Genomic DNA, 12,304 nt, shown 5'->3' with positions numbered 1-12,304 from the left:
GGAGGTATTAGTATGGCAGAAATACAAAATTGTCCAAGCTGTGGAGAGTTTTTTAATTTTACTGGGGTTCGGGACGTATGCTATAAATGTGCTCAAAAAGAAGAGGAAATGTATCAAATCGTCTATCGCTTTTTGCGAAAGCGGGAAAATCGAGCTGCGACTATGGAGAGAATTGTAGAAGCGACGGGTGTAGAACAAGAACTGCTATATAAATGGGTTCGAAAAAATCGCCTCCACCCTGCAATTTTCCCTAATTTAGGGTACCCTTGTGATAATTGTGGACGTATTACAAATAAAGGAAAGCTTTGTGAAAAGTGCCAAGGTGAGTTGAAATCAGATCTTCGTACATTTGAAGCAGCAAAAGAATTTAGAGATAATGTTGCGAATCGTGAAAGAGGAACCTACTTATCTGAAAAAAAATAAATATTTTTTTAGCTCATTTGTTCTTAAAGAAAGTGAGAAATTGTTATACTAGATAGACAATTTCTTAAGCTTTAGGGAACTAATGAGCTTTTTTTATTGAGAAACGTTAACATTTTTATGAATGAACCGAAATATACAGTAGAAAATGATTGATGAGGGAGGGGTAATTATGAAAATTACTTCGTATAATGTGAATTCTATCAACCCATATAATAAACAACCAAAAAATGTGAAATCTATAGATAGTAAATCAACATTTGCAGATAAAATTGAAATTTCAACTACTGCAAAAGAAATGTCCGTGTCTTCTACTTATAGTACAGAGCGCGCAGAAAAAGTTAAAAAACTGAAAGAAGAAATTCAATCTGGCGAATATAAAGTAGATGCACGAAAAGTAGCAGAAGATATGCTGAGATATTATAGATATTAATTTTTTAAAGGAGTTCGTTAAACCATGTCGGTCCAAGCTATTATAGCGATATTAGAAAAACTCGAAACAATGCATAAAAGCTTACTTGAGCATTCGTACAAGAAAACAGAACTAATAAAAAAAGGTGACATGGCAGAACTTGATAATATGCTGAAAACAGAGCAATCACATGTAGCTGCTATTGAAACACTTGAGAAACAGCGTCAGCAGGTGGTAACGGATTACCTAAGAGCTAAAGGAATAGCTCCCTCTGACTCACCAACTGTTTTTGATGTGATCGAAGTTGCTGAACCAGAAGAGCGAAATCATCTCGATGCTGCTCGTAAACGATTAACTTTAGTAATAGATGATTTGCGTAAACAAAATGATTTAAATCAACGTCTTATCTTTCAATCATTACAAATTGTTAATATGACGTTGGATATGCTGCGCCCACGACCTGAACAAATTAACTATACAGGGAAAAACGTGAGTGGAAATCAAACGAATACAAAGAAAACATATTTTGACTCGCAGGCGTGAATATCAGCAAATCATCCATAACATAATCTTCATATTTTTATATATATGAGCGACCATAATTTTATTAAGGAGGAGACTATATGCGCTCCACATTCATGGGATTAGAAACGAGTAAAAGAGGGCTTTTTACACAACAAAGTGCACTTTATACAACTGGCCATAATATTTCAAATGCCAATACAATTGGCTATTCGCGTCAACGTGTCAACATGACGCCAACACTAGGTTATCCAGGAATTGGGTTAAACGCACCTCAAACAGCTGGATTTATTGGAACTGGTGTGGAAGCAAGTTCAGTTCAACGTATTCGGGATCAGTTTATTGATCGACAATACCGTCAAGAGACAAACAAATTAGGTTATTGGGAATCACGTTCGAACGCAATTTCTCAAATGGAAGACATTATGTCCGAGCCATCTGAATTTGGGCTGAATCAAGCATTCAATTTATTCTGGAGTTCCTTGCAGGATGTAAGTACAAACCCAGAAGATACTGCAGCAAGAAAAGTTGCTATACAACGAGCTGCTCATTTAGCAGATTCATTTAATTACCTTGATACACAATTAAAAGAGATTCAAGGAAATCTAGGGAACGAAATTAATGTTTCAACAACTGAAATTAATTCAATTTTAAAACAAATCGCAGAAATTAATCGGCAGATACAAGCGGTGGAACCGAATGGCTACATGCCGAATGACTTATATGATGCACGGGATGTATTAGTAGATAAATTAAATGAATACATGCCAGTCACAATTGAAAATGTTCCTTCTGGAGGAAATGCTTTACCGATTGCGGAAGGAAGTTTAACGATTACATATAAAACTAAAGATGGTACTGAAATTAAGCTAGTAGATGGTAAAAATTACGCTAAGTTGTCAACGTTAGATACAAATGAAACTAAAATTGACGGCAATGAAGACGAAACTGGTACATCTTCGAGCTACTTTTTATTCGATAGAATTGAAGTATCATCACTTGGGGATCCACCAGCAGAAGGTTCAGGCGGTGGGACAATCACATACGATGATTTTGAAACTTCTAAAGGGAAATTATTATCCTTAATTGACTCATATGGACATAGCGGTAATCAAGGCTATTATCCAGAAATGCTCGCAAACTTAGACAAGCTTGCACAACAGTTTATTACAGCTTTCAATGAAGTTCACAGTGCAGGGTATACTTTAGGTACTTCAGAGAATCCATCGACTAACGGTGTAGCTTTCTTTACAGGAACAAGCGCTGGAACAATCCAAATTAATAATGCAATCGTTGAAGATCCAAATTTACTTGCTGCTTCAACAGTTGAAGGTGAAGAAGGAAATGGTAAGTGGGCTACAGAATTAGCGAATTTACAGTTTAAAGGAATTTCCCCTGGTTCAACAATTGAAGTGAAAAATAGTGATGGAACTACGCAATTGTCTGTAAATATTACAGCAGATTTAGAAGGAGCTACATTCCAATCATTCTACGAAGGCTTAATTGGCCAGCTTGGTGTAGACGGAGAGGAATCCTCTACTCTACAATTTAATACGGAAACGATTCGATTAACGATTGAAAATAATCGTGCATCAATGAGTTCAGTTTCATTGGATGAAGAAATGACGAATATGATCACTTTCCAACAAGCTTATAATGCAAATGCTCGTATGCTGACAGTAATCGATGAAACATTAGATAAGATTATTAATGGTATGGGTCGAGTAGGTTTATAACAACTATAACACTTTAATATAAAGGAGAACGACAATGCGAGTTACACAATCGATGTTATCGAGTAATATGCTTCGAAACTTAAATAATAGTTATTCGAAAATGGGGAAATTACAAGAACAACTCACATCAGGTTCTAAAATTAACCGTCCTTCTGATGATCCAGTTGCTGCGATTAAAGGCATGGGCTTTCGTACGGATTTAAATAAGGTAGAACAGTTTACCCGTAATATGAATGAAGTATATACATGGCTTGATTCAACTGATGATGCACTTACTCAAGTTGGAGAAGCTTTAAATCGCGTGAAAGAACTGGTTGTTCAGGCAGCAAATGATACAAATACAGCAGAAGACCGTGAAAAAATTAAGACAGAAATAGATCAAATTCGTGAACAGTTACAAGATTTAGGAAATACAAAAGTAGCCGATAAATACATTTTCTCTGGAACGAAAACACATTCCCCTTTATTTAATGAAGGTGTACTAAATACAGATGTAAATGAAAATAATGTGAATATGGAAGTATTTGATGGGATTCAGTTAAATGTAAATACTCCAGGATCTGAAATGTTTAAGCAGATTGATGAGGTAATGGCCAAAATCTCAACTGCTTTAACACCGGGTGAAGAAACGAATAATGGGTCAGATATTGGTGATTTACTAGGTGGAATTGCCGATGGAACAGATGACACATTATCCGAAGTCCAAAATTTAGTTTTGGAGATGCGTGCTGAAGTTGGGGCAAAACAAAACCGTGCAGATATGATGGCAGATCGTTTGTCCACACACGAAATAAACGTAACAAAACAAATGTCGAATAACGAAGATGTTGATTATGCTGAAACGATTACACAAATGGTAACAACTGAATCAATTCATCAAGCAGCATTATCTGTAGGTGCAAGGATTATCCAGCAAACATTAGTTGACTTCATTAGATAGTTAAAAACTTGTTCTAATTACGAAAACGAAGTGGTAGGGAACTTATTCAATTTTATCTATAATTAAAATATAGAGCGTTTGGACATATGCGTTCAAACGCTTTTATTAAAATGGAAGGTGATAAATTGCAATTCCCACGAATTCAAATTAAAACTACCGATACAAAATTAGATTTAAACATACAAGACTCTATTCAAATTATTAAACAACCAAAAGCAGATTTGAAAATTGAGCAACCAGCTGCAATTGTTGAAATAAATAAAAAAGATGGAACCTTACATATCGACTCTACTCAGGCTAGAAGGGATTTAGGATACTTTCCAATGAAAGAAGTGGTCCAAAAATATGCTCAAGAAGGCCGTCAAGAGATGTTAAAAGGGATTTCCAGAAGAGTAAGAGAAGGAAATCAAATGATGATGACAGCAGGGAAACATCAGGATGGTGCTGTATTTCAACAAATTGCAAAGCAAAATCATGGACCAAAGCGCCCGGGGCCATACAATATTAAATTTGTTCCATCAGTAGGCTCTGTAAAAATCGATTACATTCCGGGATCAGTGGATATTAATATACAAAAACGAAATCCAGAAATCGATGCTAAGGTTAACAAACCAATCCATGACTATCAACCAGGGAAAGTGACTGGTACAATTGTACAAAGACCAAGTATCGAAATCGATGTCATTGGTTGAACGCTCTATTTAAGGTGGAGTATTTCGCCAACTAATTAAAGGAGTTATTACCCATGAAGATTAAAACGAAATTTTTATGTGAAGTAGAAATCAATGAACAGGAAATTATAACTTTTGAATATGGCTTACCGGGATTTCCAGATTTAAAAAAGTTTGCTTTACTCTCATTAGATGCTGATTTACCTTTAGCTTTATTACAGTCAACTGAAGAAGCAGAAATCGGTTTTGTTGTAGCATATCCTTTCTTATTTAAAAATGATTATGAGTTTGAAATTAGTGACGAAGATAAAGAGGATTTACAAATCGAAAAGGAAGAAGAAGTACTTGCGTATTCCATCGTGACTTTGAAAGAAACTTTTCATGAATCAACATTGAACTTATTAGCACCAGTGGTTATTAATACAAATAAAAAACTAGGCAAACAAATCGTACTTCAAGATAGTGCTGCTTACTCACTAAGATATCCTATAGGTGCAATGGAAGGAAGTGCGAAATAATGCTCGTCCTCTCTCGTAAAAGGAACGAATCAATTATGATTGGCGACCATATTGAAGTGAAAATTTTATCTGTTGATGGCGATCAAGTAAAACTAGGCATTATCGCACCTAAAAACGTCCAAGTCCACCGCTCTGAGGTTTTTGAAGCGATCCAAGAACAAAATAGAGAAGCGCTAAACACGAACTTGAATTTATTAGAACAGTTAAAGAAAAATAAGTAAATTCCGCTGGGCTTAGGCTTAGCGGGATTTTTAGATTAGTTATAATTTAAATAAAAAATTTTTTCTAATTCTATTAAACTATTTTTATTAAAGTCGATATATAATTTGTAAGGCAGAGGTACTATATCCTAGGCCGAACTTTCCCACAAGGATGTGGGTTATTAATATAATAAATTCAAGGAGGAATTCCAAATGAGAATTCAACACAACATTGCGGCTTTAAACACACACCGTAACCTAACTTTCAACAACACTCAAGCTTCTAAAAACCTTGAGAAATTATCTTCAGGTTACAAAATCAACCGTGCTGGAGACGATGCAGCTGGTTTAGCAATTTCTGAAAAAATGCGCGGACAAATCCGTGGTCTTGACATGGCTACTAAAAACGCTCAAGACTCAATTTCTTTAATCCAAACTGCTGAAGGTGCTCTTAACGAAACACACTCTATCCTTCAACGTATGCGTGAATTAGCAGTTCAAGCTTCAAATGATACTAACGTAACTGCTGACCGTGAAGCATTACAATTAGAAATCGAAGCTTTAGCAGACGAGATTACTCGTATTTCTACAGACACTGAGTTCAATACTCAAAAACTTTTAGATGGTACATTTACAGCATCTACTAATACTGATAAAGTTTCTGGTGGAAATGCAACAAGTGTAGATGGTAAAGTATTCCACATCGGTGCGAACTCTGGTCAGAATATTAACCTTTCTATTGGTACAATGTCAGCTCAAGCACTAGGGGTTTCAGTAACTGCTGCTGCTAGTGTTACTGAAGGCGATTACACTACAGGTATTAACATCACAACACAATCTGCTGCTGATAATTCAATTTCTATTATTGATAACGCACTTAACACAGTATCAAAAACTCGTGCATCTCTTGGTGCGGTTCAAAACCGTTTAGAACACACAATCAATAACTTAGGTACTACTTCAGAAAACTTAACAGCTGCAGAATCTCGTATCCGTGATACTGACATGGCTGCTGAAATGATGGGCTTCACTAAAAATAACATCTTAATGCAAGCAGCTCAATCAATGTTAGCTCAAGCTAACCAACAGCCACAAGGTGTACTTCAATTACTAGGTTAATATATAACTAGAAAAGAACAGAAGAGGGTAACCTCTTCTGTTTTTTTATGTTTATTTTTATCTTTATTTATATAAAGTTTTGACGATAAATAAAAAGAGGTGAAAATTTTGACTGATTTTACTATTCACACTGAAGTTACTAAATCAGGTGATGAAACGATAAAAATTAATGACTATTTTGTTCATAGTAAATATAATCCAATAATCGAATCGGAAAGAATAGCCGAAAAAGAATATAGTATTAATTGTACTCATATTATTTTCGGATATGGGAAAGGGTACATTGTTGATAGTTTATTGAATAGAATGAAAAACGAGTGCATTGTAATAATTGATCCATTAATTGAAATGGGACTGATTAAAATTGATGCTCGCCATATGAATTACACTAATATTTACTATTGGGATACTAATTCTATAAATACATTAGGATACATAATCTCTGAGATTTCGGAAGGAAAAGCATTAAAAATAAAAGTCGTTGTAACACCAAACTATAATAAATTATTTGATAAAGAGTATAGAGATTTATTAGTATACTTACGTAATTTCCAAAATAAAACACAGATTAATTACAATACAGAAGTACAATTTGCAGATGAGTGGCAACACAACTTTGCTAAAAATGTTCCTTCTATTGCGAAAGATGAGTCGTTAGCTGTTTTACATAATAAATTTGATTTGCCAATAGTTTTAGCTGCTGGTGGTCCTTCATTAACAAAACAACTACCATTATTAAAACAAATCCAAGATCATGTTATAATTATTGCTTCGGGTTCCACTATTAACTCACTATTAGCTGAAGATTTAGAGCCGGATTTTGTAATATCAATTGATGGTGGAGAAACAAATTATAAGCACTTTAAAGATTTACATTTCGATAAAGCAAGCTTAATTTATGCACCATATAATCATGCAGGTATTAGGAGATCATTTAGTAAAAAAGCGTTTGTTTTCTCTCAAGTAAAACAAGAAGCTGTTGGAAAATATCTTTTGGACAATATTGGAATTAATTTGCCAATTTTAGCTGGTGGAGGGACTGTAGCTCATTATGGTGTAACGGTTGCTAGGTTACTGAATTCTGGTCCAATTGCAATGATAGGACAAGATTTAGCTTATACTAATAATGAAACTCATGCTAAAGGAAATAAATTTGGAAGTAAGATTGAAAATATTTCTGAATTAAAATCAAAACTTATTCAAGTTGAAGGTTATTATGGGGAGAAAGTTTATACAACTCGTGCTTTTTTATCTATGAAAATGGTATTTGAAGAATTAATTCGTTTTTATAAACCATTATACCCTATATTTAATTGCACTGAAGGAGGAGTTAAGCTTCAAGGATATGACCAAATTTCCTTCCAAGATTTTGTTAATGATTATGTAGATCATAAAAAAGTAAAAAAATTAAACATTATTAATACTTCTCAATCTCCATACAAAACGGACATTGAAATAGTTGAAATTTATCAAAAAGAATTAAATTTAATTAGAAGTTTAGAAAAAGAATTAATTAATGGAATAAATGAATTAAATAAAGTGAAAAATAACTCATTTTTTGATCAAAAAACCTTAAATCTATTTAATAAAATTGAACATGAGATTAATGAGAAAACAAAGAAAATTCAGATACATTTTCTTATTTCCCCAATTACAATTGAAATTTCAAATTGTTTCTTAGAAAAAGAGAGTGAAACTCAGAAAGAAGCATTTGAAAGAGTATGGAATCAGACATATACTCTTTATAAAAGATTGTTAGAAGCATTTGAGAAAACAAAACATAATTTAAGAGAAGTAATTGAAGATATTATAGGTAGGTGTTAGAAATATGACTGATATAGTTCTTGAAACAATTGAAAGTTATAATGAATATTTAAATAAATTACCCAGCGGTTGTATAGCAATAGCAAAAAAATTTCGTGAGGATCAAATTCAAGCAGCATTACTAAATGTGAAAGATTTCTCTGAAGGTGTAATTTGGCTATCGGAAGTATCTGAATTACTGAAGAAAAATTCAGTAAATGTAGAATCGAATATTGAAAAAATTCACGAGTTTTTAACAGAAATAAATGATGCTTTACAAATTCGTGATTATCATTTAGTTGCGGATTTATTTGAATACGAGATAGCTGAGTTTTTTGAACAATGTAAAAAAATAGTGAGGGAACAATGAGATTTGAAATTGGTATAGCTAGAGATGGTAATCAAACACTTACTGTAAATGGGATTCACATCTATAGCAAGTATAAACCTAGAGATCATGCAGAGGCATTTATTGAGAAAGAATTAAATTTTAATGCAGAAGGCTATTTATTACTAGGTTTGGGCTTGGGCTATCATTTAAAAGCTATTACAAATAAAGTGAATAATAAAAAAATCTACGTCATGTGTGTAGATAAAAAAGAAGAAATAATATATAAAAAATCTGATGTTTTTGAAGAGATGCTGAAGTTTCCAAACATATATATTGTTAATCATCCAAAAGATATTAAAATAAATAATAACTATCAAATTATAATTCCAAATGCGTGGTTACAAGTTTTAGACTATGACAATCCTATATATAATTATTTAGCAGATATAAAAATTAAACAAGAAAGTTATAGAAGGAATAAACCTTTATTGGATGAGAACTTTTCAAAAAATTTATTATTAAATGACAGGAATATTAAAGATTACATTACTGAAATTAAAATCGAAAATAAAATAGCCTGTTTAGTTTCAAGCGGTCCGTCACTTAATGAAACAAAAAGCTGGATAAAAGAAGTGCGTGACAAACTCTATATTCTATGTGTGGGATCGGCTTTAAAAGTTTTATTAAAAGAAGATATAAAACCAGACGCTGTTGTCATTTCAGATCCCAAAAAAAGTATTGTTCATCAGTTAGAAGGAACGAATTTTGATGGATCACTACTTTATTTAAGTACAGCCAATAATCTAGCAATTTCAAATTATCCACATAACAAATATATTTTGTTTCAATCCGGTTATAAGAATGCAGAAGAATTAGCAAGATTATACAATGTTCCTCTAGTTGAAACTGGAGGATCTGTAGCAACTACTGGATTTAGTACATTAGAATTATTAGGTTTTGATACAGTTATCCTTTTCGGTCAAGATTTAGGATTTATAGAGAATCATACACATGCAAATTATTCAACCTCGGGTAGAACAGTTAGTAAAAATGAGAACCTTTTAAAAGTAAAATCAAACATTGGGGAAGAAATTTATACAACACCGAATTTACATTCTTATTTGATGTGGTTTAATAATAAAATAAAAAATTCTTCTAAAATAAAGGTTTTTAATACAGCTTTAAATGGTGCTAAAATAAATAATGTAGAATCTATTAACCAAAGAGATTTTTATGAGCTTGTGAATATATAAAAAGTTTTAATAGTAGGAAAATGTAAAATTAAGAAAAATAATTTAAACCTATGTGTCCATAGGTTTTTCTTTATTTTTAATAAGAATTACCGATAATAATAGTATAAATTTCGATAAAATTAGACAAAGAAATTGATTGGAGTAGTTTTGCTATGAGTATTTTAGATAATAAAACAGTACTAGTAACTGGTGGGACAGGTTCTTTTGGTAAAAAGTTTGTCCGAAAAGCGCTTGATTCAAATGTAAAAAAAATTATTATTTTTAGCCGTGATGAGTTAAAACAATATGAAATGAAACAAGAGTTTACAGACAATCGTTTACGATTTTTTATAGGAGATGTTCGTGACAAAGAACGTCTGGTACGCGCATTTAATGGCGTTGATTATGTCATTCATGCTGCTGCAATGAAGCATGTGGATGCTTGTGAATACAATCCTTTTGAAGCGATAAAAACAAATATTCATGGTGCTCAAAATATCGTTGAAGCAGCAATCGACTGTGGTGTTGAAAAAGTGATAGCACTTTCAACGGATAAAGCATGTAGTCCAGTAAACCTTTATGGTGCCACCAAATTAGCATCAGATAAATTATTTGTTGCTGCGAACGCTTATGTAGGTGATAAAAAAACAAGTTTTTCTGTGGTGCGTTACGGGAATGTAGTAGGAAGCAGAGGAAGTGTTCTACCATTCTTCAAAAAAATTCGTGATACTGGTGTGCTTACAGTAACAGACGAAAGAATGACACGTTTTTGGATTACCTTAGAACAAGGGGTTCAATTTGTGCTTGATAGTTTAGAACGTATGTATGGTGGTGAAATTTTCGTACCAAAAATACCAAGTATGAAAGTCATAGATTTAGCAAAAGCAATCGGACCCGAGTGTAAAATTGAAATTATTGGTATCCGTCCAGGCGAAAAGCTACATGAAGCAATGATTATGGAAGATGATGCACGTCATACAGTAGAATTTGATAAATATTACGTAATTCAACCGGAATTCCCATGGTGGTCGAAAGCGTATGCAAAAGGTGGGAAAGAACTGCCAGATGGTTTTGCTTATACGAGTGATAAAAATACTGAATGGCTGACTGTAGATCAATTAAGTAAATTAGAAGAAGTCTAAAATTTAATGATTATTAAAGGTAAATATAAATAATATGAGGGTTAAAAAAACATAATAATTACCATAAATAGTGAATATTATATCCCTACTATGTAATGAAAATTTTTTATAGAATGAAAGGAATTTAAATGAAAAATATACTTTTATTTGCCTACACAAATACTAACCTTGGGGATGATTTATTTATCTATATTTTATGTAATCGATATCCACAGCATAAATTTTATTTAGTATCATATGGCGATTATAAAGATAAACTTGTAGACATTCCTAATTTGGAAATAATAGATATGTCAAGCCAATTTGACAGAAAATTAAATAGGTTATTAAGGAAATACAACCAAAAGGAACGTGCTTATTATTATAAAAGAAAAAATGAAATGGATCTTTCTATATATATTGGAGGCTCCATATTTGTAGAAAATAATGAATGGATGGAATTTTCTGAAATATTTAAAACTAGAAAAATTAATAATAAGCCGTATTTTGTATTAGGGGCAAATTTTGGTCCTTTTTCTAATATTCAATTTTTGAATACATATAAAGTAATATTTAAAAATGTGGATGATATTTGTTTTAGAGACTCGTATTCTTATAATTTGTTTAAGGGGATAAAAAATGTAAGAAAAGCAAGTGATATTATTTTTCAATATAAATCAGATAATTTAAAAAATGTTTCTATAAATGATCAAAAAATAGTATCAATAAGCGTTATCCAGCCATCATTTAGAGAACATCTTAAAGATATGGATACTTTATATTACGATAAGATAATAGAAGTCGCTAAGTATTACGTTAAAATGGGTTATAAGATAGAATTGATATCTTTTTGCGAAAATGAAGGTGATTTTAATGCAGCCCATATTATATATAAAAATTTACAAGAAATTCTTAATGATGATATTAATAATGTTAATATTTTTAATTATAATGGAAATAACATGATTCATATTCTTTCTATTTTATTTAATAGTGAAATTATTTATGCTACTAGATTACATTCTATGATATTAGGTTGGCTTTTTGGAAAGAAAGTACTACCACTTATTTACAGTGATAAAATGTTAAACATAATAACAGATTGTAAATTTGAGGGTGACTATTTAGATATTCGACATATGGATACAAGTTCAAATGTAATAAGACAACTGGGAAATAAAAATAAACTTCAAAACATTAATTATTATAAATGTGACTCTGCAAACCATTTTAAATATTTAGATATTATATTGAATAACGATTACAATTAAGATTAATT

The 12,304-nt window shown here is 32.0% G+C and carries 14 protein-coding genes; all 14 read left to right on the top strand.

Annotated elements, in window-relative coordinates:
* Positions 1-12: 12 nt before the first annotated feature.
* The 14 genes from EKG35_RS05985 to EKG35_RS05920 all read left to right on the top strand — a co-directional run bounded on the left by EKG35_RS05985 (position 13) and on the right by EKG35_RS05920 (position 12,296).
* A complete protein-coding gene (locus EKG35_RS05985) occupies positions 13-423 on the top strand; it encodes a TIGR03826 family flagellar region protein (protein WP_126293532.1) in 411 nt (136 codons plus the stop codon).
* 169 nt (positions 424-592) lie between these two features.
* Entirely contained in the window at positions 593-853 is a 261-nt protein-coding gene (gene flgM / locus EKG35_RS05980) for a flagellar biosynthesis anti-sigma factor FlgM (protein ID WP_126293531.1), read from the top strand.
* Positions 854-877: 24 nt separating this feature from the next.
* Positions 878-1,375 carry a flagellar protein FlgN gene (locus EKG35_RS05975; RefSeq protein WP_126293530.1) on the top strand — a complete coding sequence of 166 codons (498 nt, stop codon included), beginning with the start codon at positions 878-880 and terminating at the stop codon, positions 1,373-1,375.
* 80 nt (positions 1,376-1,455) lie between these two features.
* Positions 1,456-3,090 carry a flagellar hook-associated protein FlgK gene (flgK, locus tag EKG35_RS05970; protein ID WP_126293529.1) on the top strand — a complete coding sequence of 545 codons (1,635 nt, stop codon included), beginning with the start codon at positions 1,456-1,458 and terminating at the stop codon, positions 3,088-3,090.
* A gap of 34 nt (positions 3,091-3,124) precedes the next feature.
* Positions 3,125-4,030 (top strand): flagellar hook-associated protein FlgL, encoded by a 906-nt coding sequence (gene flgL, locus EKG35_RS05965; protein WP_126293528.1) that lies wholly within the window; start codon positions 3,125-3,127, stop codon positions 4,028-4,030.
* A 110-nt stretch (positions 4,031-4,140) separates the two neighbouring features.
* On the top strand, positions 4,141-4,722 hold the full coding sequence (locus tag EKG35_RS05960) for a DUF6470 family protein (RefSeq protein WP_246020210.1): 582 nt from the start codon (positions 4,141-4,143) through the stop codon (positions 4,720-4,722).
* A 53-nt stretch (positions 4,723-4,775) separates the two neighbouring features.
* Entirely contained in the window at positions 4,776-5,219 is a 444-nt protein-coding gene (fliW, locus tag EKG35_RS05955; protein ID WP_126293527.1) for a flagellar assembly protein FliW, read from the top strand.
* Positions 5,219-5,440 carry a carbon storage regulator CsrA gene (gene csrA, locus EKG35_RS05950; protein ID WP_126293526.1) on the top strand — a complete coding sequence of 74 codons (222 nt, stop codon included), beginning with the start codon at positions 5,219-5,221 and terminating at the stop codon, positions 5,438-5,440. The genes fliW and csrA overlap by 1 nt, the downstream gene beginning before the upstream one ends.
* Positions 5,441-5,632: 192 nt before the next feature.
* The gene (hag, locus tag EKG35_RS05945) at positions 5,633-6,538 is read left to right on the top strand and encodes a flagellin Hag (RefSeq protein ID WP_126293525.1); all 906 of its coding nucleotides are present in this window, start codon (positions 5,633-5,635) and stop codon (positions 6,536-6,538) included.
* Positions 6,539-6,646: 108 nt separating this feature from the next.
* Entirely contained in the window at positions 6,647-8,362 is a 1,716-nt protein-coding gene (locus EKG35_RS05940) for a motility associated factor glycosyltransferase family protein (protein ID WP_126293524.1), read from the top strand.
* A gap of 4 nt (positions 8,363-8,366) precedes the next feature.
* Entirely contained in the window at positions 8,367-8,711 is a 345-nt protein-coding gene (locus EKG35_RS05935) for a DUF8042 domain-containing protein (RefSeq protein WP_126293523.1), read from the top strand.
* The gene (locus EKG35_RS05930) at positions 8,708-9,925 is read left to right on the top strand and encodes a motility associated factor glycosyltransferase family protein (protein ID WP_126293522.1); all 1,218 of its coding nucleotides are present in this window, start codon (positions 8,708-8,710) and stop codon (positions 9,923-9,925) included. Before EKG35_RS05935 ends, EKG35_RS05930 begins: the two co-directional genes overlap by 4 nt.
* Positions 9,926-10,077: 152 nt before the next feature.
* Positions 10,078-11,046, top strand: coding sequence for a UDP-N-acetylglucosamine 4,6-dehydratase (inverting) (gene pseB / locus EKG35_RS05925; RefSeq protein WP_185807659.1), 969 nt, complete (start codon positions 10,078-10,080; stop codon positions 11,044-11,046).
* Between the two features lie 128 nt (positions 11,047-11,174).
* Positions 11,175-12,296, top strand: a complete 1,122-nt coding sequence (locus tag EKG35_RS05920) for a polysaccharide pyruvyl transferase family protein (RefSeq protein WP_126293521.1) — start codon at positions 11,175-11,177, stop codon at positions 12,294-12,296.
* Positions 12,297-12,304 lie beyond the last annotated feature (8 nt).

It is taken from the genome of Lysinibacillus telephonicus, assembly GCF_003966145.1.
GTDB lineage: Bacteria > Bacillota > Bacilli > Bacillales_A > Planococcaceae > Ureibacillus > Ureibacillus telephonicus.
Note: the sequence above shows the minus strand (reverse complement) of the source record. Positions and strands in the feature narration are given on the sequence as shown.

Excerpts from the sequence above, each read along its gene's own strand:
- EKG35_RS05935 (WP_126293523.1), top strand. The coding sequence starts at position 8,367 with ATGACTGATATAGTTCTTGAAACAATTGAAAGTTATAATGAATATTTA.
- flgK (WP_126293529.1), top strand. The coding sequence starts at position 1,456 with ATGCGCTCCACATTCATGGGATTAGAAACGAGTAAAAGAGGGCTTTTT.
- EKG35_RS05975 (WP_126293530.1), top strand. The coding sequence starts at position 878 with ATGTCGGTCCAAGCTATTATAGCGATATTAGAAAAACTCGAAACAATG.
- pseB (WP_185807659.1), top strand. The coding sequence starts at position 10,078 with ATGAGTATTTTAGATAATAAAACAGTACTAGTAACTGGTGGGACAGGT.
- EKG35_RS05960 (WP_246020210.1), top strand. The coding sequence starts at position 4,141 with ATGGAAGGTGATAAATTGCAATTCCCACGAATTCAAATTAAAACTACC.
- EKG35_RS05985 (WP_126293532.1), top strand. The coding sequence starts at position 13 with ATGGCAGAAATACAAAATTGTCCAAGCTGTGGAGAGTTTTTTAATTTT.
- fliW (WP_126293527.1), top strand. The coding sequence starts at position 4,776 with ATGAAGATTAAAACGAAATTTTTATGTGAAGTAGAAATCAATGAACAG.
- csrA (WP_126293526.1), top strand. The coding sequence starts at position 5,219 with ATGCTCGTCCTCTCTCGTAAAAGGAACGAATCAATTATGATTGGCGAC.
- EKG35_RS05920 (WP_126293521.1), top strand. The coding sequence starts at position 11,175 with ATGAAAAATATACTTTTATTTGCCTACACAAATACTAACCTTGGGGAT.
- hag (WP_126293525.1), top strand. The coding sequence starts at position 5,633 with ATGAGAATTCAACACAACATTGCGGCTTTAAACACACACCGTAACCTA.
- flgL (WP_126293528.1), top strand. The coding sequence starts at position 3,125 with ATGCGAGTTACACAATCGATGTTATCGAGTAATATGCTTCGAAACTTA.
- flgM (WP_126293531.1), top strand. The coding sequence starts at position 593 with ATGAAAATTACTTCGTATAATGTGAATTCTATCAACCCATATAATAAA.
- EKG35_RS05930 (WP_126293522.1), top strand. The coding sequence starts at position 8,708 with ATGAGATTTGAAATTGGTATAGCTAGAGATGGTAATCAAACACTTACT.